This window comes from Vreelandella sp. DA03-1M (assembly GCF_055725665.1).
Genome location: NZ_CM146798.1, coordinates 223,353 through 245,488 on the forward strand (window position 1 = coordinate 223,353; position 22,136 = coordinate 245,488).

General features: G+C 54.7%; 20 protein-coding genes and 1 tRNA gene. 15 read left to right on the forward strand and 6 right to left on the reverse strand.

Translation table 11 applies throughout. From position 1 onward, the window contains the following. Positions 1–18 precede the first annotated feature (18 nt). From ACXUPB_RS01060 to ACXUPB_RS01090, 7 genes are all read left to right on the forward strand, one after another. The gene (locus ACXUPB_RS01060) at positions 19–1,548 is read left to right on the forward strand and encodes an ABC transporter substrate-binding protein (RefSeq protein ID WP_472954904.1); all 1,530 of its coding nucleotides are present in this window, start codon (positions 19–21) and stop codon (positions 1,546–1,548) included. 93 nt (positions 1,549–1,641) lie between these two features. Continuing rightward, a complete protein-coding gene (locus ACXUPB_RS01065) occupies positions 1,642–2,565 on the forward strand; it encodes an ABC transporter permease (protein ID WP_472954906.1) in 924 nt (307 codons plus the stop codon). A gap of 2 nt (positions 2,566–2,567) precedes the next feature. After that, positions 2,568–3,422: an ABC transporter permease gene (locus ACXUPB_RS01070; RefSeq protein WP_009287872.1), complete on the forward strand. Its 855-nt coding sequence runs from the start codon at positions 2,568–2,570 to the stop codon at positions 3,420–3,422. Further along, positions 3,419–5,188, forward strand: a complete 1,770-nt coding sequence (locus ACXUPB_RS01075; protein WP_472954909.1) for a M14 family metallopeptidase — start codon at positions 3,419–3,421, stop codon at positions 5,186–5,188. Before ACXUPB_RS01070 ends, ACXUPB_RS01075 begins: the two co-directional genes overlap by 4 nt. Before the next feature lie 41 nt (positions 5,189–5,229). Then, positions 5,230–6,921, forward strand: a complete 1,692-nt coding sequence (locus ACXUPB_RS01080; RefSeq protein WP_472954911.1) for a VRR-NUC domain-containing protein — start codon at positions 5,230–5,232, stop codon at positions 6,919–6,921. Next, positions 6,918–9,233, forward strand: a complete 2,316-nt coding sequence (locus ACXUPB_RS01085) for an ATP-dependent DNA helicase (RefSeq protein ID WP_472954912.1) — start codon at positions 6,918–6,920, stop codon at positions 9,231–9,233. The genes ACXUPB_RS01080 and ACXUPB_RS01085 overlap by 4 nt, the downstream gene beginning before the upstream one ends. Before the next feature lie 21 nt (positions 9,234–9,254). Beyond that, a complete protein-coding gene (locus ACXUPB_RS01090) occupies positions 9,255–10,037 on the forward strand; it encodes a TSUP family transporter (RefSeq protein ID WP_472954913.1) in 783 nt (260 codons plus the stop codon). 25 nt (positions 10,038–10,062) lie between these two features. Here the strand turns inward: ACXUPB_RS01090 and ACXUPB_RS01095 are convergent, their stop codons facing one another. Continuing rightward, complete coding sequence (locus ACXUPB_RS01095; protein ID WP_472956649.1) at positions 10,063–11,235, reverse strand: MFS transporter; 1,173 nt, start codon at positions 11,233–11,235, stop codon at positions 10,063–10,065. Positions 11,236–11,549: 314 nt separating this feature from the next. On the opposite strand from ACXUPB_RS01095, the gene ACXUPB_RS01100 reads away from it, so the two are divergent. The 4 genes from ACXUPB_RS01100 to ACXUPB_RS01115 all read left to right on the forward strand — a co-directional run bounded on the left by ACXUPB_RS01100 (position 11,550) and on the right by ACXUPB_RS01115 (position 14,766). After that, entirely contained in the window at positions 11,550–12,509 is a 960-nt protein-coding gene (locus tag ACXUPB_RS01100; protein ID WP_472954915.1) for a sensor domain-containing diguanylate cyclase, read from the forward strand. A gap of 42 nt (positions 12,510–12,551) precedes the next feature. Further along, positions 12,552–12,680, forward strand: a complete 129-nt coding sequence (locus tag ACXUPB_RS01105) for a hypothetical protein (RefSeq protein WP_472954917.1) — start codon at positions 12,552–12,554, stop codon at positions 12,678–12,680. Between the two features lie 464 nt (positions 12,681–13,144). Then, positions 13,145–13,891, forward strand: coding sequence for a hypothetical protein (locus ACXUPB_RS01110; protein WP_472954919.1), 747 nt, complete (start codon positions 13,145–13,147; stop codon positions 13,889–13,891). Between the two features lie 2 nt (positions 13,892–13,893). Continuing rightward, positions 13,894–14,766, forward strand: a complete 873-nt coding sequence (locus tag ACXUPB_RS01115; protein ID WP_472954921.1) for a hypothetical protein — start codon at positions 13,894–13,896, stop codon at positions 14,764–14,766. Positions 14,767–14,982: 216 nt separating this feature from the next. Here the strand turns inward: ACXUPB_RS01115 and ACXUPB_RS01120 are convergent, their stop codons facing one another. From ACXUPB_RS01120 to ispB, 4 genes are all read right to left on the reverse strand, one after another. Next, positions 14,983–15,405 (reverse strand): PIN-like domain-containing protein, encoded by a 423-nt coding sequence (locus ACXUPB_RS01120; RefSeq protein ID WP_472954924.1) that lies wholly within the window; start codon positions 15,403–15,405, stop codon positions 14,983–14,985. Next, positions 15,389–16,069 carry a MerR family transcriptional regulator gene (locus tag ACXUPB_RS01125; RefSeq protein ID WP_176304983.1) on the reverse strand — a complete coding sequence of 227 codons (681 nt, stop codon included), beginning with the start codon at positions 16,067–16,069 and terminating at the stop codon, positions 15,389–15,391. Before ACXUPB_RS01125 ends, ACXUPB_RS01120 begins: the two co-directional genes overlap by 17 nt. 282 nt (positions 16,070–16,351) lie before the next feature. Continuing rightward, positions 16,352–16,428 (reverse strand) — tRNA-Pro (locus tag ACXUPB_RS01130). 100 nt (positions 16,429–16,528) lie between these two features. Further along, the gene (gene ispB, locus ACXUPB_RS01135) at positions 16,529–17,533 is read right to left on the reverse strand and encodes an octaprenyl diphosphate synthase (RefSeq protein ID WP_176304984.1); all 1,005 of its coding nucleotides are present in this window, start codon (positions 17,531–17,533) and stop codon (positions 16,529–16,531) included. Positions 17,534–17,870: 337 nt separating this feature from the next. Between ispB and rplU the strand changes: the two genes are divergently transcribed. From rplU to proB, 4 genes are all read left to right on the forward strand, one after another. Then, positions 17,871–18,182, forward strand: a complete 312-nt coding sequence (gene rplU / locus ACXUPB_RS01140; RefSeq protein WP_176304985.1) for a 50S ribosomal protein L21 — start codon at positions 17,871–17,873, stop codon at positions 18,180–18,182. 29 nt (positions 18,183–18,211) lie between these two features. Beyond that, entirely contained in the window at positions 18,212–18,469 is a 258-nt protein-coding gene (rpmA, locus tag ACXUPB_RS01145) for a 50S ribosomal protein L27 (RefSeq protein ID WP_008957069.1), read from the forward strand. Positions 18,470–18,693: 224 nt separating this feature from the next. Continuing rightward, positions 18,694–19,881, forward strand: a complete 1,188-nt coding sequence (gene cgtA, locus ACXUPB_RS01150; protein WP_008957070.1) for an Obg family GTPase CgtA — start codon at positions 18,694–18,696, stop codon at positions 19,879–19,881. Between the two features lie 28 nt (positions 19,882–19,909). After that, the gene (gene proB, locus ACXUPB_RS01155; protein ID WP_336275108.1) at positions 19,910–21,049 is read left to right on the forward strand and encodes a glutamate 5-kinase; all 1,140 of its coding nucleotides are present in this window, start codon (positions 19,910–19,912) and stop codon (positions 21,047–21,049) included. Here proB and ACXUPB_RS01160 read toward each other — a convergent pair. Then, entirely contained in the window at positions 21,046–22,044 is a 999-nt protein-coding gene (locus ACXUPB_RS01160; protein ID WP_472956651.1) for a DUF1853 family protein, read from the reverse strand. The two genes, proB and ACXUPB_RS01160, sit on opposite strands and share 4 nt — an antisense overlap. Positions 22,045–22,136: the final 92 nt, after the last annotated feature.

Genomic DNA, 22,136 nt, shown 5'->3' on the forward strand with positions numbered 1-22,136 from the left:
TAAAACAGGAGTGATCCCATGAAAAAAAACAAATGCGTTCTTAATGGCGCAATCGCGGGCATGGCCCTGAGCGTTGCCTTCTCTGCCTCTGCGCAAGCTGGATCGTTAACGATTGCTTCACCCCAGGACCCCGGTAGTTGGGATCCCATCGATACTTTTTTGGTGAATTGGGCATCGGTCGCCACCAATATTTTCGATGGTTTGACCTATCGTGGACCTGATTTAGAACTGGTGCCTGGCCTAGCCACCGAGTGGGAAGAACTAGATGATGGTACCCGTATCCGTTTCACTCTGCGTGAAGGCGTTACCTTCCATAATGACGAACCCTTCAATGCTGAAGCGGTAAAGTTCACCTTTGATCGCTTATTAGGCGAGGAGGGCGGTCAGGGACCCCAGCGCTCCAACTATACGGCGATTGAAAGCGTGGAAGTCATCGATGACTACACTGTCGACTTCCACCTGAATGAACCTGATCCCGTACTGCTCACCAAGCTAGCAGGCTACGGGGCGATGATTGTGCCACCGGAGTACCTGACCGAGCATGGGGATGAACACTTCAATACCCATCCGGTAGGCACTGGGCCTTTTAAAGTAGTGGAATATAACCCCCGTGAAGACGTTCAGCTTGAGGCCTTTGCTGACCACTGGGACGGCGCGCCGAAGCTGGATGAAGTGACTTACCGCTTTATCTCCGAGCCTTCCACCGCCGTGGCTGAGCTGCAAGCTGGACGGGTCGATATCGTTATTCCGCCGACGATTCCTATTGGCATGATCGACACGATCAATAACCATGACGGGGCCAGCATCGTCAGCGTGGCTTCGCCGACGGTGGAAGCGATTCGCTTCAACACCCAATCAGGTATTACCGCCGACGAACGCGTGCGTAAAGCCATGATCATGGCCGTGGATCGCCAGGCGATTATCGACTCCATCCTGGCTGGCGAGGGTGAAATGATCGCCAGCTTCCAGGGTGCCCAGTCCTTCGGTAACGACCCTGATATGGAGCCCCTGCCGTATGATCCGCAGCAGGCTCGCGCACTGCTGGATGAAGCGGGCGTCGAACAAGGCGCAACGGTACAGATAGATGTGCGTGGCAACGATGCCACCTTTGGTGAGGTGGCCCAGGTAGTGGCGTCTTACCTACAAGGGGTGGGTATAACCGCTTCGATCCAGCCCTATGAAACCAATGTGCTACTGAACGACATTATTCCGGCAGGCCGCACGGGTGAGATGTTCCAGCAGAAGTGGGGCGGCTGGACCTTTGACTTCGATAATACTGCTTACCTGATGTACCACACTGGTGAGCGCTGGAATCCTTATGACAGCGACGCTGAGTTAGATGAAATGCTCGAAGCCCAGCGCAGCATTACTGATCAGGAAGAGCGTGAAACGCTGCTCCAGGCGATTGCGCAGTACACCCAGGATCGCGCTTTGGAAATGCCGCTCTATAGCATCAATGCCCTTTACGGCGTCAGTGACCGGGTAGAGAATTTTGAGCCTGCCCCGGATAATCGTATGCGGTTAAGCAACGTGGACGTTAGTGAATAAACGTACGTCATCCGGCTGCTTGAAAGGGTGGCCGGTTCTTCACACTGACACTTCACAAAAGCTTCATGTAAGCGTTACGGGCTTGGGGACATAGTGGCAAAATTTCTTCTTTATCGAATACTGCAGGCCGTCTTTGTGGTAATCGCCGTGACGTTGATCGTCTCTTTTGCGATCAGGTTAACCGGTGATCCGGCGGTCATGCTGGCACAAGGGGCGGGGAGTATTACCGAGGCGGATCTGGAAAGGATTCGTGAGGCCTTGGGGTTGAATCAGTCCTTTCTGGCCCAGTACATCGGTTTCCTGAAGGGGCTGGTGGTGGGCGATTTCGGGCGCAGCTTTATGGGCGGGACCCCGGTGAGTGACCTGATCGGTCGCGCTCTGCCCGCGACCTTGGCGCTGGCTTTCGCCTCGCTGTTTGTGTCTATCGTGGTATCGATACCGCTGGGAATCAAGGCAGCGGTATCGCGAGGAAGGTGGCCCGACCAGATTATCAGGATTTTTTCCCTGATCGGCCTCTCTTTTCCTAACTTCTGGCTGGCCATCATGCTGGTGCTGTTGCTCTCCATCACTTTTAATCTGCTGCCGCCCAGTGGCATGGAGGGCTTCTCCAGCTTCATTATGCCTGCGACGACGATGGGGATCATTTTAACCGCCACCAATGTGCGCCTAGTACGAACCACTATGTTGGATACTCTCCGCTCTCAATACATCATGGTGGCGAGGGCAAAAGGCCTTTCCAACACGGTCGTGCTCTACAAGCATGCGCTGCGGAACTGCTCCATTCCGCTGATCACCTATTTTGGTTTGCAGTTCGGTGGGCTGCTGGGCGGCATCGTGGTTGTCGAGCGCGTCTTTAACTGGCCGGGATTAGGCACCTTGGCCTTCGAAGCCGTATCGGCCCGGGACTACCCTGTCTTACAAGGCGTTATCACCGTGCTCTCGTTAATGATCATCTCTATCAACCTTCTCGTTGATATCGCCTATGGCCTGGTCGACCCCAGGGTGCGCAAGGAATAACCATGACCGCAGCTATTAAAACCGACAAATTGAAACGCTTTAAGAACCTTGAGTTTATCCTTGGCGTGCTGCTCGTTGGCGGTATCGGTTTAGCGGTGATCTTCTCCGGCTGGCTGTTTCCCGGAGGAGGTTCAGAGCTTAACTTAGCCTACCGTTTAACGCCGCCGCTGGTAGAGCCTGGCTTTCCACTAGGTACAGACCCGTTAGGCCGGGACGTGCTGGCGCGGGTGATTATTGGAGGTGAAATCTCGCTAAAAGTCGGGGTCTACTCAGCCCTTGGGGCGGTGGTGATCGGGATCATTATGGGGTTGGTATCCGGCTACTACGGTGGATTCCTGGATATGATCGTGATGCGCTTTGCCGACGTGCAACTCGCGCTGCCCTTTATCCTGTTAGCGATTACCTTTATCGCTGTGATTGGTGGCGGGTTAACCAATATGATTATTCTGTTGATTATCTCCCAGTGGGTGCAGTACGCGCGCTTGGTACGCGGCTCTGTGCTATCGCTGCGCGACCGCGAATTTATTCTGGCGGCCAAAGCGATTGGGGTAAAAGATATTCGTATTCTGTTCCAGCATCTGCTGCCGAATCTGATTGGCCCCGTCATTGTGCTGATGACCCTCAATGTGGCCAATAATATTCTGCTGGAGAGCAGCCTGACCTTTTTAGGCTTGGGCGTGGATCCGGTGATTCCAAGTTGGGGCGGCATGCTGGCTGAAGGGCGAACCTACCTGCAAACGGCGTGGTGGGTAAGCGTATTCCCCGGCTTGGCTATTCTGTTAACCGTATTGGGGCTGAACCTGCTGGGCGACTGGCTACGTGATGCCCTGGATCCCACTGGACGCACTTCCTTATGACCAACGACCCTGCTATCGAGATATTGTTAGAGCGCTCGTTTCCACGTACCACTCGCGCTTTGCTTGATGAGTATGCCACACCTGCTTATCAAGGCTTCCAACTGGAGGCGTGGGTGTTTGATGATGAAGCCGAACGACAAGCGACGGAAGCTGCATTCAATGCCGCTGGCATTAGCGCACGCTTGCGCAGTGCCTATAAACCACTGGTACATTTCTTTTTAGAAGAGTTTTCTTGGGCGTCGCTGCAATCGTTGGTGATTGAGTACCCCGTGCTGGCGAACGCACCGCGACGTTTTTTGCTTGAGGCTTATCCGCTAGCTGGGCTCCTTCCGCAAGGCGTATCACTACGCTGGGAGGGCATTGAAACCACAGCTATCGCCAAACCTATCCATTATCGCGTTCAAGTGGAGCGTAGCTCGGGTAGCCAGGAAACATATCTCGTTGAAGCGCCCAATCGTCATCATCAGGACCATGTGGGCGAGGCGCAATTTTCGCCCTGTGGCTGGCTGCGGCTGACCTCGCCTCAGGGCGACGTCAGTGCAACAATCGTCGAGACCGACTATGAAGCGCTGTTTCAAGCCGCGATGGCAACGCTCTCTTCAACCCCTTGGCAGCCAGCATCGCCTTACTTTGAAGAACTCAATTTTACGGTACATTTGCCGAGCAGTGACCGCCGCTTAGCCTGGGATGACGAACATATCAGCCTTGCTGAGGCGCTCCATGAAGAGCTCTATTTTTCTACCCTGGAGTATTTCCAGCACCGCGCGGGCTTAGCGCTGGGTGACCGCTCGATTCAGCCGGGGCAGATTGTGCCGGAGGTATCCACTCAGGGGGAAAGCGCCTATTTGAAAGCCAGCCTGCGCCCTTTAGATACGTTTCAAGCGCAGCGTGACCAGGTCGAGCTGGGCTCTGCCCAGCAGGCTATCGGCACTGATCAGATTAAGCAGTTATTGGCGGCGCTTGGTGGCCAGTCGCTGTATGCCACCACCCGAGCGGGCAGAGTGCTGGAAGCTCGCTATGTGGAGGGTAGCGATCGCGCCGTCATCATCAGTGCGGGGCAGCACGCCAACGAAACATCCGGCGTCGTTGGAGCACTGCGCGCGGCGCAAGCGCTAAGTGAGCAGCCTCAGGCACACTATGTTATTTCTCCTTTAGAGAACCCCGACGGCTACGCGCTGCAGAGCCGACTTGTCGCCACTCAACCGCGCCACATGCACCACGCTGCGCGCTATACGGCTTTTGGTAATGACCTGCAGAGTCAGCCGCTAGGCCAACCGTTTGAGCACGCCATCCGTGAACAGGCATTCGCGACCAGCGGCGCCGGGCTGCATGTCAATCTTCACGGTTACCCCGCCCACGAGTGGACACGACCGCTGAACGGCTACGTACCCCGTGGCTTTGAGATGTGGACGATTCCAAAGGGTTTCTTTTTGATTCTCCGCCATCAGCCGGGTTGGGAAACGGCGGCTGAGCAATTGGTGGAAGCCGTTACCCACCAGCTTGCGCAAGTGCCTGGGCTAGTCGAGTTTAATGCTGCGCAAATTGCGTTATTTGAGACCCATGCGGGAGCGTTAACCTTCCCGATGTTGAATGGCTTCCCCTACCTAATCTCCGAAGACGCCGATCAATTAACGCCGCTAATGTTGATTACCGAATACCCCGACGAGACCTTAACTGGCGAAGCGTTTGTGCAGGCTCATGCGGCGCAAATGGCAACGGTGGTGGCAGCCTATAACGCCTTTCAAACGCTGGCGCTAACTGGTTAATCTCAATGACGGGCTCGTGTGAGCACTGTTACAATGGATAAATGAACAGTGCTTTCGCGACCCCTACAGCCTCCCTCAATGACCCTCTCTATTACCTGACGAACTTCCGCTTCGTTTTGGCCTGGGTGGGGGAGCGCCATGCTGATCTGCTGGCTGCAGACGAGCTTACTTTTCTTGAGCAGTTCGAACGTTTACCGCAGGCCTCGCAAGCGCTGCTGGTGCGCATGGTCATGCGCAAAGGCGAGCTGTTTAGGCTCAGCAAATTAAACTATGCCGAGGTGGGCGACAGCGCTGAGGCGATAGCGCCACTGGTCGCGCTGGGCTGGGTCGATAGCGATCCGGCGCTTAGTGTCGATGAGCTGTTTAACCAGCTGCGCCTTGCCGAGCTTCGCCACCTGCTGGCCGATGAGATACGCGCCGCTGGGCTTAGCGCATCGAGTGCCAAAGCGGCGCTCTATGACGCGCTAACAAACCAACTAACACACATCGCACCCTTACAAGCATGGTGGCCCGATGCCCGCGATCAAATCGTGCGTCTCAAGGTAATGGCGACCTGCGATCGGCTGCGGCTGATGTTCTTTGGCAACCTGCGTCAGGACTGGGCGGAGTTTGTGTTGACCGAGCTGGGGCTGCAACGCTTCGAGGCGGTGCCCTTTACGCCGCATTCGCGCGCCTTCCAGTCGCGTCAGGAAGTGGATACCTACTTAGTGCTCCATCAACTGCGTCAACGTCTCGATGCAGGAGAATTGCCCGCCCACCTCCATATTGAGGTGCCGCCGCGCGCGGACAACCGTTGGCTAGCTACGCGGCGTGCACGGTTACTGCTGCAGTTGGGTCGAGAGGCAGAGCGTAGCGGAGACGCAGCGCTAGCGCTGACGCTTTATCGCGACGCTAACAGCAGCGACGCGCGGATACGCCAGCTTCGGGTGTTGGAAAGGCAGGGCGAGCACCAGGCCGCTTTTGAATTGGCGAGCCAGGCACTTACTAGTAGCCCCAATGAGACAGAGCACCAAGCGCTGGCGCGGCTGCTGCCACGCTTGCAGCGACGGCTTAAATTGCCTGCTTTGCCGAGCGATCCCGAACCCGCCCATGAGCGGTGGGACTTATCATTGCCTGGGCCGCAGTGGGTCGAACGCGCCGTGGTCGAGGCACTCAGCGAGCCTGGGGCGCCGGTCTACTACGTGGAAAATGCGCTGCTGACCGGGCTGTTTGGTCTGCTCTGCTGGCCGGCTATTTTCGCCCCTTTGCCGGGTGCTTTCTTCCATCCTTTCCACAATGGTCCGGCGGATTTATACCGTGACGATTTTGTGACGCGTCGGCGTGACCTTTTCGATGCCTGCTTAGGGCACTTGGAAGACGGCAGCTACCGCGAAGTCATTCAGACGACTTGGCGCGAGAAGGCGGGCCTTGCCTCGCCGTTTATCCACTGGGGAATCGTTGATGAGGCGCTCATTGAGTTGGCGCTGGTATGTATCCCGCCTGAGCATCTTCGGCACTGTTTTGAGCGGCTGCTGGGCGATCTAAAAGCCAACCGGGCCGGTCTGCCGGATTTGATTCAGTTTATGCCTGACGCACCGGCTGGCGAGCCACGCTACCGGATGATCGAAGTCAAAGGCCCCGGTGATCGGTTGCAGGATAACCAGCGCCGCTGGCTGACATTTTTTCACCGCCATAATATTCCCGTCGCGGTGTGTTACGTGCGCTGGCTTACTAATGCGCCAGAAACGCCATGAACGAACCGGCTGGCTACCGTGTGGCGGTGCGGGCGCTATGTGATTTCACCGCACGGGAGGGGGATCTTGATCACCGCTTTACCCCTGCCCCCAGCGCCCAGGAAGGCATGGAAGGACACACTCTCGTCGCCAGTCGACGCGGGGCAGACTATATTGCCGAACTACCTCTCTCTGGTCGTTATGAACAACTGACTGTCACAGGCCGAGCGGATGGTTTCGATCCCGTGAACAATCGCCTGGAGGAGATCAAAACCCATCGCGGCAGCTTGGAACGCATGGCGGATAATCAGCGTGCGCTGCATTGGGCGCAGGTGAAAGTCTACGGCGCGCTGCTGTGCGAAGAGCGAAGCCTTGAGCAGATCACCCTAACGCTGGTTTATCTGGATATCGCCAGCGGTAACGAGACGCTACTAAGCCAAGACGCCAGCGCCGCGGAGTTGCAGGCGTTCTTTGCCACCCAGTGCCGCCGCTTTCTTGTCTGGGCGGAACAGGAGGCAGACCATCGCCAGCGCCGAAACGCAGGCCTACAAGCCCTGCGTTTTCCCCACGCCGCCTTTCGCCCCGGCCAGCGCGAACTTGCCGAAGACGTTTATAAAGCCGCCAGCACCGGGCGCTGCCTTCTCGCCCAGGCACCCACCGGCATCGGTAAAACCATGGGCACACTGTTCCCCATGCTTTCAGCGATGCCGCGTCAGCAGCTGGATCGCATTGCCTTTCTGACCATGAAAACCCCCGGCCGCCGTTTGGCGTTGGATACTCTCGCCACACTGCGCGCCAGCCAGAGCGATGAAGCCCAGCCCCTGCGTGTGCTTGAGCTGGTGGCGCGGAAAAAAGCCTGCGAATATCCCGACCGCGCTTGTCATGGTGAGTCTTGCCCGCTAGCTGCCGGTTTTTATGATCGCTTACCTGTTGCCCGCCAAGCGGCGGTGGAGAAGGGGTGGCTGGATCGCGAAGCGCTGCGCGAGGTGGCGTTGGCCCATGATGTTTGCCCTTATTATCTCGGCCAGGAGCTGGCGCGCTGGTCGGATGTGATTGTCGGTGATGTTAACCACTGGTTCGATAGCCACGCGCTGCTGCACGGCTTGGCCCAGGCCAACGATTGGCGAACGGGCGTACTGGTCGATGAAGCACATAACCTAGTGGAGCGCGCCCGCGGAATGTATAGCGCTGAGCTCGATCAGCAGCGTGTCAATCGTATACGCCGGTCATCACCCAAAGCGCTTGCCGGGCCTTTGGGGCGCTTAGCCCGCCAATGGCAACACGTAGTGAAAGACGCGGGGCTGGAAGATGAGGGCGGGGCTAAGCTCGGAAAAACCAGTAAACCATCCTACCGACTGCTATCGGCGTTACCCGATAAGCTGGTGGCCGCCGCTCAGCAGGTCGGGTCTGCCATCACTGATTATCTTGGCGAGCACCCCGAGCAAACCAGTCTTGAGCTTCAAGAACTGCTGTTTGAGGCGCTAGCGTTCTGCCGCTTGGCGGAGCGCTTTGGTGAGCACTCCCTATGCGACATTACTCGCCATGGCCGCGGGCGGGCGGTGCTCGGGTTACGCAATCTGATCCCCGCCGACTTTCTGTCTGCTCGGTTTAATACCGCGCACTCGGTGGTACTGTTTTCAGCCACGTTAAATCCCGCTCACTACTACCGGGATCTTTTGGGATTGCCGAGGAGTACGCCCTGGCGCGAGGTCGTTTCCCCTTTCAGCGCGCACCAGCTTGAAGTGCGTATTCGCAGCGATATTTCGACTCGTTTTCGTGATCGAGAGGCATCGATTGAGCCGATGGTGGCAACCATGGCGCAGCAGTATCAGCGCAAACCGGGCCACTACTTGGCGTTCTTCAGCAGCTTTGCCTACCTGGAAGCCGCGCTGAACCACTTTCGCGAGGCGCACCCAGGCGTGCCCGTTTTCAGCCAAACCCGTGGCATGCCCGAGGCTGCCCGGGAAGCATTTCTAGCGCGCTTTACACCCGGCGGAAAAGGTATCGGCTTTGCGGTATTAGGCGGCGCCTTTGCGGAAGGTATCGACCTGCCCGGTGATCGGTTGATTGGCGCTTTTATTGCCACGCTGGGGCTGCCGCCCTTTAACGACTTTAACGAAGCACTTAAAGCGCGGCTAAACGCGCGCTTTGGTCAAGGTGACGACTATACCTACCGCATTCCTGGCATGATCAAAGTGGTGCAGGCCGCAGGGCGGGTGATTCGCAGTCCTGAAGATGAGGGCGTTGTGGTATTAATGGATGATCGTTTTGCCCAGGCCAGCGTGCGCTCGCTATTGCCAAGCTGGTGGTCGCTGGGAAATCCCAACCCATAATTTAGGACCCTAACGCGAGCTATGACAGATCTACTCTGGTACCAGTATGCGATTATCGGGCTAATTTTTGCCTGGAGCGGTTTTGTGCGCACCAGCCTAGGGTTTGGCGGCGCTGTACTGGCGCTGCCGTTCCTACTGCTAGTGACAAACGAACCTCTGGTTTTCTTACCTATTATTGCTATTCATCTGCTGATTTTCTCCAGTTGGATTGCCTGGAACGGTCATCGCCAACTGCAGAAAGAGGGCGTGGGAACCGATTCCCCTGAGAGCAATATCGATTGGAGGTACCTGTTCAAAGCCCTGAAAATCATGATCATCCCCAAGCTGATTGGGGTGGTGGGGCTGTTAACGCTCCCCGCTCAAGTCATGACCAGCATTATTTTTGGCATTGTGTTCATTTATGCCATTGGCTACGTACTCAACAGACCGTTCAAGAGTAAAAACAAATATGTCGACTACGTGCTGCTGGCGCTCGGGGGCTATGTCAGCGGTACGTCGCTGATTGGCGCGCCGCTCATTGTGGCGGTATTCGCTGCTCATGTGGCCAAGGAGCAGCTGCGGGATACCATGTTTGTGCTGTGGTTTATTCTGGTGGTCATCAAGATGGTCTCGTTCCTGATTGCAGGCGTGGACCTTCAACTTATCCACCAGCTGTGGTTGCTGCCCTGTGCCTTCATTGGCCACCTGGCCGGCGAGAAAGCCCACCGCTATATGCTGAAAGCGGACACAGGACTATTCTTCCGCGTGCTGGGGGCGGTGCTAATTCTGGTCAGTGTGGTTGGGTTGATTCATCCACCCGCATAAGAACAGGCGGCGCACTCGCCGCCTTTCAAAGCTGGCTGTCTGCCTTTAGCGTGGTCTTGCCCAGGATGATCAGAACGACGGCCAGCAGACCGCACACCACCGCCATGCCGGTAAACACATTACGCAGTGACTCCAGCCAGATGACCGCCGGGGCGACGACTACGGGAGAGATAAACTGACCAAAGAAGAAGGTCGAGGTAAAGCCACCAAATACCCGCCCGCGGACTCGCTGCGGAGTGATTCGCATCAACCATGTAGTGGTGTTCGGCATAAAGGCGCCTAAGCCAAAACCGGAGATGGCCGCGCCGACAATGGCCATGGCGTAGCTTTGGGTGAAGCCGACGATTAAAAAGCCGGTCGCCGCCAGTAAGAATCCCAAGACATAGATCGTCATCACCGACAGAAACGGTTTGTAGTAGCCGTAGCCAAAGGCAACGATGCTGGCGGTGAGTGCTGACATAGAAAGCGCGATGCCTATCGCTACACCGCTGATTGGCCCTTGTTGCGAGAGCAAAAAAGGCAGTTGCGCAGGGAACATATAAAACATCGCCATACTGATCATGGCAATAAGGTAGCCAATGCCGGTACGCATATAATCTACCTTCACCGGCGCACTGCCTGTATTACTGCCAGCTCCATCACTGGACTTGGGTTCTTGTAGAATCGCCCAGGCGTAAGGCAGTAAAAGTACGCCGGTTAAGTAGAGTAAAAATGGGCCGCGCCAGCTCCAGTCGGAAAGCAGGCCGCCAAGGTTGATAAAAATAACCCCACCCAACGCCATGCAGCTACTTTGCAAGCCCAGAAAGCGCACCCGCTCGGTGCCGTCGAAGTAATCACCCACCAGCGTAGTACTAATACTGAGGATGCCCGCCACGGCAATGCCCATCAGTGCCCGTGAACTTAACAGTAAATCCACACGATCAATAAAAAAGCCTGATACCCCAGCAAAGCCATAGATACACAGCATCATTAGAAGCAGTTTCTTGCGCCCAAAACGGTCGGCGAGATAACCCATTAATGGACTGAAAAGCGTAATCATCAGCGCTGGAATGGTCAGGATCAGTTGAATGATCACTTGGGGCTGGGCGGGGAAGTGGCGGCTAATACCCGGCAGCGCAGGCGCAATAATCGCCCCTGACATCACGGTCATGGTGCTGGCAAAAAGGAGGACGGCCTTAATGTGTGTTAGTTGGCTAATGGTCTTTTTTCCATATCAAAAGAAGGGAAAGGATTTAAAGCACAAACGACGATCGTAGCATAGTTGTTAGCAGGCTAGGTATCTGCTTTCGTGAACTAAACTACTCGACAAGGCCAACAGTTGCCCGCTTTCAGCGACAGTCTTGCCTTGAAAAGATAGTTGGAAAGAGGAGTTGCGCTTCTCATACTGGCTTTAAAAATGGGGGCTAAAAGTAAATTTAAAGTGGTTAAAGAGCAGTACTATCGTTGATCTAATAGGTTTGTTGGAGTCGATCTGTTATAGCTGGATACAAAGCACCGTAGGGGGCAGATGTCGTGACGTTTTCGTCGAATGATAATTCCGACCCACTAGCGCAGATTCTGCCAGTGGCGGCCCATCTGTTTGATAATAGTGGCGCAGCAATTTCCCTGTTCGATAATCAGGACTGGTTGCTTTATGGTAATGCCCACTACTACGACCTGATCTGCTATCCGCAGGGAGCACACCTCTCTTGGCCGGATATTGTGCGTGACAACTATTCCCAAGGCCATGGGCTGATTGCTGAGACAGATGATATTGAGTTCTGGATTCAGGCGGCGTTAGCAAAGCGTCGCACACGAACCTACCGCCAGTTTGAAATTGACGCATGGGATGGCCGCTGGCTGTTGATGACGGAAACGCTGGTTCCTGAGATAGGTCTACACCTAGGTATTGGTGTTGATATCACTCAGGCTAAGAACATGACGACTGCTTTAAAACAGGAGTACCAGAATGCGCTGATCACGGCGGAAACTGATCTACTTACTGATATGGGCAATCGCCGGGCGTTAGAGCGTTTGAGTAATATTCTGTTGAGTAAGGGGCGCCATTTTCAGGTAGCAGCCTTGATGATCGATATTGATCAGTTCAAACCCTACAACGATACCTTGGGGCATTTTCAGGGTGACCTTTGTTTACAGCAGGTGGCACAGGTGATTCAAAGCAGCCTCAAAGTGGGTGAGACCTATCCGATAAGGCTGGGTGGTGACGAATTCCTGGTACTGATGCTGGGTGTGCCCATGTCACTAGCTCAGCAAGTGGCCCACAGAATCAGAAACGGTGTGCATAAAAGTGCTATCCCCCACCCAGTGACAAGTTCGGGACTAGTTACTCTAAGTATGGGGCTTGCCAGCAGGGAAATTGCAGATCCGGAAAGTCTTTCATTGCTGCTCAAGGACGCCGACGATGCGCTTTATCAGGCTAAGCGGAGTGAGCGGGATCGTATTAGCGGCCCACAGGGATGTTCTGAAAGTTAGGGGCAGCTCAGATGATACTGTCACGCGAAGGATATGCGGGCGGTGGATAAAGCACGTTCATTTGGCCAAGTCGATCTGGTGGTCGCAGAAGGGGAAGGTGAGTATCGGTTGTTAAAGTCTCGCCGAGTGGGCGGTTGTTGCCAGGGTATGGTGGTCAAGGCTGCTTTGTGACTGCACAGTAGTTCAAGAGGATGGTCGTCAGGCAGGCTAGGTGTTGGGCGGTGTAGGCTTTTTCTTACAAACTTATAGCGAAAGGCTTACATCATCGGTTAAATTTATTTGTCATAGTGGTGTTGTCACCTAATAGCACGCATTGCGCAAGCGCTTCGCCAGAATATTGTCGGCAACAAAACCCTCAGCCATGTGGTGTGGCTGAGGGTTTTGCATTGACTTAGAGTACACACTTTTTGTCCATTAATGGTGGCAACGGCTTGATAGCCAAGGTGCAGTTAATACGCAGGTGGTGATGCACCACTCCTTGTCAATTGGATAAAGTGTTGTGATTTATTTTTGCCTGATTGGGCTGGCAGCTCATAAACTCTCAAATGTGGTGGGGTAGGATGCAGAATTATGTTATCAAGCTCATTGGTGCCGATGACGTATGCAGCCTTAGGGGTAGAGCCCAAGATGGGGCAATGGCTGAGACTTTTGCCTGCGACATACGCTGGCCTGATGGTGAGCAGCGACGCAGCTATCTGAAATGCTTCACCAATGATCGTTACCTGGGTGTGGTTAATGAAATCACTGGCTATGTGATTGCCCGTGCCTGCTATTTACCCATTCCCGAACATGCTGGCGTTGTTGAGCTTAGTGATACGCTCATTGATTCGCTTGGCATAGCTTCTAATGACGTATATCCATACGCATTTGCTATCAGCGAAGCGCCTGGTAGCTCACCAAATTCCAGATTTGAAAATTTACCGATCGAGATCGCTGTTCGTCTCACACGCCAACTACTTAGTGGCTGGCATGGAGCTCCTCGTCTGATCGCGTTCGATGATTGGGCCGCTAATGAAGATAGAAATTTAGGTAACTTTTTAATTAAAGACGAGAAAAATGCCTTCATTATCGATCACAGCAACCTTCCCGTTCGTCTGATGTGGACAGACCAGTGCCTTGACCCGAGTGCAAGCTATCAAAATCAGATGATGGCCATCATGCATCATGAGCATGGTTTGCCTTTTGACTCAGCTTTTATCACCCGGGCGGCAAAATCACACCCTGATGCATTTGCCTTTGCAAAATCCGAGCTAGATTATTGGTGGGGGGCATTCTTGGGGCCAGATCCTGCTAGACTCAGCTCAATTGATAATTTTTTCCATACCAGAGCGACTCAGGGCGAAGCACGCCTAAGCCAAGCTCTTAATCTGCTGGCGGTGTAACCATGCTGATTGATGAGATTTTTAAAAAGCAGAAGTCGGTGTCTAAGCCATCCGTAAAGGGCACATGGTATCGCGTCCAATGGACTCCAGACGTGGCCGCCAGTGAGCGTATGAATATCGGTATTGCGTTCGTAGACAGCGAAGGTAAAAGAGCAATTCATACTATTGCTGAATTTGTTCGACTGCGCTGCCTATATGGGCAAGAAGCTATCTTTCATGCCCAACTTGCATGTCAGATCGCTAGTGAACTTGTTAATGACGAGAGTAATTTCTTTGAATTAGGGACGCCACAGCTTCACTTCACTGAAGGTGGCTTCGCGCAAGGAGAAAGTGCTGACCAAATCCTAAGCCGATTAGTCTCTGACTTGGTGCCTTTAAGCATTACAACCCATAGAACTACTCGTCATGTACCTATAACGAGAAAAGCTGCTTCGCGAAGTGTGTACGATGCTTTGTCTGAGCGATTTGGAAAAGATGTTGCATCAAAGTATGTACCGCAAGACCCCATTATTATGACTGAAGGTGGTTTTAAGATATTTCTACCCTTCAGGCGTGAGGCTGAGGGCCCTAATAGCAAAAGAGAAGCTGCAACTCTTGTTTCGGCTGATTTTACCTCGGCCGAAAAAGTTCAGAGCGAGCTTTTAATGGGCCATCGCGATATATCGCTAGCATTAAATGAAAAGCTATTCTCTGGGGGGAAAATATTTATATTGCGTCCCAATAAGCAAAGCATGCGTACAGAAGTCTTGCAGTCGGCAGAGAAAGAAGCAGACGACTTTGCTCGTTATTTAAAAAGTATGAAAGTTCCTTTCCAGCAAGGTGATACCTCAAAAGAGATTACCGAATGCGTGGAAGAGTGGTGCTTGACAGGTTAAATGTACGAATAGTGCAAACGCAGTTTTGGGTCGTGTAGCTGATGACTGACAAGCTGGGCGGTCAATAACTTTTTTTGCAACAGCAATAACTTTCCATGATGAATTTACCGCTTAATAACACGCTTGGGGCCAGCGCCTCGGCATAAGCATAAGGCAACAAAAAAGGCTATGTGGAGTGAACCGCACGACACCTAATCCAACCTTGGGGTATATGCGTTACTTGACGGCTTTTATACGACCTTTCAGTTTGGTGGATTTTACCCAGGTCAGGTCGTAGTGCATGGGCCCTGGGGTCTGTAAAACTTCTTTTGATATGACAGGCCACCATTCAATCAAGCGCAACGCTGTTTCCCATACGTTCTTCTTTTTCCAGTCGTTACCCAAGTTAATCGTGGTGATCCCGCAATTCTCGAAGGCCAACCTTTCAGGATCACCTTTTTGAAAGCGATCCTTAGAAAGGATAACCCAGGTTTTATCAGACTGCTTGAGCTGTTCTAGCCATACTTCATCCGGCATGCCAGGGCCGCCGTTGACCTCACGGGCATGCAAAACCGTGTGGCTTTCACTGCAGAGTTTGGCTAGGTGGTTAAGTGCGTTGGCAATGCGAGGACTGATATTTTCGTCAATGAAGAAGTGCACCCGATAAAATCCTTTCTTCGAATTTTACGGCACGCTCTACTTCCTCTTGCGTCACATCATACGCACGGGCTGCATCTTCTGCGCTGCCTTCTACCTCGGCTGCTTGGGCTAGTGTGCTGGTGGGCATGTGGCTAGGCAGCACGATGGGCTTGCCGAATGCAAAGCGTGGGTCGATCACGATGCTGGGATCTTCGGGGTCTGGATGCCAGCGCACAGGGTCTCCCTCTGCATCGAATTCGATGCCTGCCCTGAGTGAGGGCACTATCACATCTTCGAATACGTTTTGGCGCTTAACCAGGTCAATCACTGCTGTTTGGCCGCTTTCCTCTAGTGCTTTGAGGAATACTTTTTGGCCATCGGTACACAGCTGGGGATTGATGAGTGGGTAATCCCGCTGTAGAAGCTCACTTAATTCATGCAATGCTTCACGGATGACCGTTAAGCTCACATTGTGGCTACGGAATTTAGCCACAGCACGGAGTTCGAGCAGATCTTTAAAGCTGAGGGTGTCTTCTGCGCCTAACGCTTGGGGTTCGGGTTCCCAGAGAGGGCCCTTAGACGACCGTGCAGGCATGAGCCAGCGGCGAATTTTATCCGCTTCTACGCCAATCAGGCGCTCTGCTTGCTTGGGGCTATAAAGCCCTATGTTAGTGAATGCGGTCATGGTTTACCCCCTAGCTTATTGCTAGGTGCTTTCAAAAGCTCAATCAACCTGACCAAGCAAGTGATCAGAATTGAAGTTTTTGGGTGTGATTTACTTTGTAGTACATATCTGTAGTTTGACACTTTAAGTGAACAGCGCAAGCGATACACCACAGAATGTGTCGTATCGCATCATTCTGTGGTGTATTTGACTCCAGTGCTACCTATATGTCACCTAGCGTCAGACACAACAAAAAACGGCCACTTGCTGTGTTAGCTAAGTGACCGTTTTTAATAGTATTCTTGGTCGGAATAGCAGGATTCGAACCTACGACCTCTGCCTCCCGAAGGCAGCGCTCTACCAAGCTGAGCTATATTCCGAAAGTTATTGAGAAGTGTGCATCTGTTCTCAATAACGGAGGTGGATCATACTGAGCCAAGCGTGCTTTTTCAAGCCCTTAAGCAAGGGTTGTGGCGAATTTTATGCTTGGCGATCAACCGCTAAGCGGGCCAACTGGGCCATGCTGTCGCGGTAGGCGCTGGGCGGCAAGGCTTCCAACTGCTGCAGGGCTTTATCAGCCATCTCTTCGGCGCGCTGGCGGGTATAGTCGAGTGCGCCGGTGGCGTGAATAATTTCCAGCACGGCGTCTAGCTGCTCAAGCCCACCATCGCGAATCACCTGACGAATCAGCTTGGCCTGTTCCGGCGTGCCTTGCTCCATGGCGTGGATCAGTGGCAGCGTTGGCTTGCCTTCGGCTAGATCGTCGCCAACGTTTTTGCCCATGGCATCGGCGTCGCCCTGGTAGTCCAGCAGGTCGTCAATCAGTTGGAAGGCTAAGCCTAGATAGCGGCCGTAGTACTGGAGCGCTTTCTCCTGTTCCGGCGTTGCCTCCGCCAATACGGCGCCGCTATGGGAGGCCGCTTCAAACAGCATGGCGGTTTTGCCTAATATGGTCTCGAAGTAATCCTCTTCTGAGATGCTGGGGTTGCCGATATTGGTCAACTGCAGCACTTCGCCTTCGGCGATGATGCAGGTGGCGCCGGAAAGAATTGCCATGATGCGCATCGAGCCGACATCAACCATCATTTGAAACGAGCGGGCATAGAGAAAGTCACCAACCAATACCGATGGTGCATTGCCCCAGGCATCGTTGGCGGTTTTCTTGCCGCGGCGCATATGCGATTCGTCCACCACGTCATCGTGCAGCAGCGTGGAGGTGTGCATAAACTCGATCAGCGTGGCCAGCGGTATATGCTTGTCGCCGGTGTAGTCGAGTGAGCGAGCGGCTAGAAGTGCCAATAAAGGGCGCAACCGTTTGCCGCCGCTTTCGGTAATGTACTGGCCGATGGTTTCAACCAACGGTACTTTGGAATTGAGCTGCTCGACAATTGTGCGGTTGACGGCGGCGAAGTCATCGGCCACCACGGCGTGCAGCGGTGAAGGCGTTGGGCTGACGGGCTGGGCTGAGGAGACGTTGGCGGTCATGGAATCCGTTCATCGCGGCAGATGGAGGCGGTAAGTGCCGCCCGTATTTGTGGAGTAGATGTGGTCAAGTGTTGGGGTCATGCTATGGGGCTGCCTGTTGGGCGTCAAGATACGAGCGACGGTTACACTTTAGTCGTTAACGGACTTAGCAATTGACAACGGCCTGTGGTCTTGTGGTAAGCAGCGATAGTCGTTATAATCCGCGACCCACTCATCATGCTCCCTGTCAGATGGCTCCAAAAGGGGCGCCACTCGCAGCAGGTCGATAAGAGCGGAAGGCGATGAGCGTTGGTTACGCGGGGCGTAACCGGCATTAACGACAAGTCCGGAGAGCGACATGTACGCAATTATTAAAAGCGGTGGCAAGCAGTACCGTGTTCAAGAAGGTCAAACCCTCAAGCTTGAAAAAATCGAAGTCGCTACCGGCGAAACGATTGAGTTTGATGAAGTGCTAATGGTCGCAGACGGTGATGACTTCAACATTGGTGCGCCGATGATCGGTGGTGCTAAAGTTTCTGCCGAAGTGGTTTCCCACGGCCGTGGCGATAAAGTCACTATCATCAAGTTCCGTCGCCGTAAGCACCACATGAAGCGTCAGGGCCACCGCCAGTGGTTCACTGAAGTCAAAATTACCGGAATTTCTGCGTAAGCAGTCAATTCCCTTAGGAGGATTTTGCAATGGCACATAAAAAGGCAGCCGGCTCCACGCGTAACGGTCGCGATTCCGAGTCCAAACGGTTAGGTGTAAAACTCTTCGGTGGCCAAGCGGCGACTGCAGGTAACATCATCGTGCGTCAGCGCGGCACGCGTTTCCACGCGGGCACTGGCGTAGGCCTGGGTCGTGACCACACTCTGTTCGCTCTGAGCGACGGTTTTGTGAAGTTTGAGACCAAAGGTCCGAAAAACCGCAAGTTTGTTAGCATCGTTTCTGCCTAAACGGTCAGCGTTGCGCTCGTAATTGGCTTAAAAGAGCTGTAAGAAAAAATTACGAGAAAAAAAGGCCCCGCTATGGCGGGGCTTTTTTGTCGGTTAAATCTCTTTTCCAATACGCTTTTCCACTATGACTTTACCGGTCAGTCTTTGCCAGTATGCTGGTGGGAATAAACGGTTGGGAAAAAAGCAGTGCATATTAGGGCGGCGGAAGCGGCCGGGAGTATCCAATGCAGTTCGTCGATGAAGCCTCGATTATTGTTGAGGCGGGCAAAGGCGGCAATGGCTGTCTTAGCTTTCGCCGCGAAAAATATGTGCCCAGGGGCGGCCCCGATGGGGGCGATGGCGGTCATGGTGGCAGCGTTTACCTGATTGGTGACGATGCACTTAATACCTTGATCGATTTTAAATTCCAGCGCTTCTATAAAGCCCAGAACGGGCAGGGCGGCATGGGCCGTCAAATGAGTGGCAAGGCCGGTGAAGACCTGCACGTAAAAGTGCCGGTGGGCACTACGGTGATCGATGAAGACACCTTGGAAGTCATCGCTGATGTGACCGAAATCGGTCAAGTGGTCTTGGTGGGCGAAGGTGGACGGCGTGGATTGGGTAATATCCACTTTAAGTCCTCGACCAACCGCGCGCCCCGCCGCACCACAACGGGCACCGATGGCGATCGCCGCAACCTGCGTTTGGAAATGAAAGTGATGGCCGATGTTGGCTTGCTAGGCATGCCCAACGCGGGTAAATCGACGTTGATTCGCTCGGTGTCGGCTGCCAAGCCCAAGGTCGCTAACTACCCGTTCACCACCTTAGTGCCCAACTTGGGCGTGGTAAAACTGGGGATGCACGAGCACTTCGTCATGGCCGACGTACCCGGCTTGATCGAAGGGGCCTCTGAAGGCGCAGGCTTAGGGCTACGTTTTTTGAAGCACCTGACGCGCACGCGGCTGCTGTTTCACGTGGTCGATGTCGCGCCGTTTGACGAGTCTGATCCGGTCGAGGCTGCCAAGGCCATTGTTCACGAGCTGGGGCAATTCTCGCCAGCGCTTTCCGAGCGGCCACGCTGGCTGGTGCTGAACAAGTTTGACCTGCTGCCGGAAGAGGAGCGTGAAGAGCGCGCTCAGAAGATTATCCAGGCGCTCAACTGGGAAGGCCCGGTGTTCCGCATTTCGGCGATCAGCAGCGACGGCACCGATAAGCTGGTTCAGGCAGCCTACCGCTGGTTGACTGAGCAGCGTCGTCTTGAGAATGAAGATGAAGAAGCGCTGGCCCGTGAGCAGGAAATGCGCCGCCGCATGGAAGAAGAGTCGGTTGCGCGTACCGAAGATCGTTTGGGGCGTCGCCGTAAGCGTGACGATGAAGATGATGAAGACTTCGACGACGATGATTACGATGTTGAAGTCGAGTACGCGCCTTAGTGTCAGTGCCTGGTGAAGGTGGGGTGGCATGGAAAGTAACGAGCAAATCCTAGGGCGAGGCGCGCTGAGCCGCGCGCGGCGGGTCGTGGTGAAGATTGGCAGTGCGCTACTCACTAACGATGGCCGTGGCCTGGACGAAGCCGCCATTGGTGGCTGGGTCGATCAAATTGCCGCCCTGCATCAGCAGGGGATAGAGGTAGTGCTGGTCTCTTCTGGCGCGGTGGCGGCGGGCATGGTGCGGCTGGGCTGGCAAGTGCGCCCCAGCGCTGTACATGAGCTTCAGGCGGCCGCTGCCGTTGGCCAGAATGGTCTGACCCAGTGTTATGAACAACACTTTGCCCGCCACAGCATGCTCACCGCGCAAATCCTGCTTACCCACGACGATCTTTCTAACCGTAAGCGCTACCTGAATGCGCTGTCGGCGCTACGCACGTTAGTAGAGATGCGTGTGGTGCCGGTAATTAATGAAAACGACACCGTCGTAACCGATGAGATCCGCTTCGGCGATAACGATACGCTAGGGGCGCTGGTCGCCAATTTGCTGGAAGCGGATGCACTGCTGCTATTGACCGACCAGGAAGGCCTGTTTGACGCCGACCCGCGCCACAACCCCAACGCCCAGATGATTGCCGAAGGGCGCGCGGACGACCCTCGCCTAGCCGCTATGGCAGGCAGCGGGGGAGCGCTGGGGCGGGGCGGTATGACCACCAAAGTGCGCGCGGCGCAGTTAGCGGCGCGCTCTGGGGCGGTCACGGTGATTGCCAGTGGACGCCAGCCTGATGTTATCAACCGGATTATGGCGGGCGAGTCGTTAGGCACGCTGTTGCGCCCGGATCAAGTGCCCATGGCGGCGCGCAAACGCTGGTTGGCGGGGCAATTGCAGGTGCGCGGCACGCTGGTACTGGATGCCGGTGCGGTGAAAGTACTGCGCGATAAAGGCTCTAGCCTATTAGCGGTCGGCGTGCGCAATGTGCAGGGCAGCTTTAAGCGTGGTGATATGGTGGTGTGTGTGGATGAACAGGGCGCCTCAGTGGCCAAGGGTCTGGTTAACTACGGCGCCGAAGAAGCGCGCCAGTTGGCAGGCCAGCCCAGCCACCAGATTGAAGCGATCCTTGGTTACGTTGAGGCCCACGAGCTGATTCATCGCGATAATCTTGTCGTCATTTAGTCCCGAATGCGTGGCGGTAGAGGTACTTGCCGTGGCCAGTTGTCGGGCACTAAAAACAGCCGCTCATAACGTTGTTCATTATCCTCTCTTTCTGAGTAACGCAGCATCACTTGCTGGGGAGCGCGCCAGGCGTGAACCTGTTCGATAATGGCGGGCAGTACCTCCTTAGCGGGACGAAAGGCGCTATCTAAAGGCGGTGCTAGCCAGTGCGGTTTTTCCAGCCAGACCATTCTCGGCATGGTGGGAAAGCGGGCTGCCATCTCAGGCCAATCGCGTAAGTAACACCACGTCCCACGGCGGTGATCGGCTGTCGCGCCTTCGGGCGCTGGCATTACCGCGTGCCAGGGATAATACAGCACGCCCGGCATTGCCAGTCGCTGGGTTAGCTGCTCGCCTAACTCCTTACTAGAAACCCCAATGTCCCGTGGCGTCAGCCAATGAGTGAGTGTTTCCAACGCGGGTACCGTTGTGGAAAGCGGCAATTGATGGCGGCGCAAATGACCACACTTAAGCGCTAGGCTGTCTAACCCGCCGGGGCCAATCCAGCGGCTTTGGCTGGTGGCCGCGCCTGGCCCCTCGGGCAGCCCCAGGTAGAACTTGATCGCCACTTCCAAATGCACCGGTGCCGGGTTAGCACGCGTTCGGTAGAGCATATCCAGCTCGCCGAGCGTATTGCGCTTTCGGCTGATACGCACGTTGCGGGCCAGCAGCCGCGTATTCGGTGCGTGGTCTAACAGCGTGTGCCACAGCCGTTCGTGATAATGACCCATGCGCATCGCCCGGCTTCCGTTCAATGCGCTCAACGGCGGTCGGCCAAGCTGGCGTAGCCAGGGAAGCAGTGCGCGCTCAAGCCCCAGCTCTTCCATAGTGGGGCGCCCTGCGCAGGGAATGGGCGGCGGCAGCTCCACAATGTCCGGTGTGGCGATTAGCCAAGCTATATCGCGTAGTACGGGGTCACTTAGCCCTGAATAAAAGGGTCCTGAATCCAACCGCACCGCTGTGCCAGGTTTCTTCTCATTCACCGCGCCATCACCGCCTTCATTCAGCACGAATTTCTCCTCAACTCATTGATTAGCTCAGTGCTATG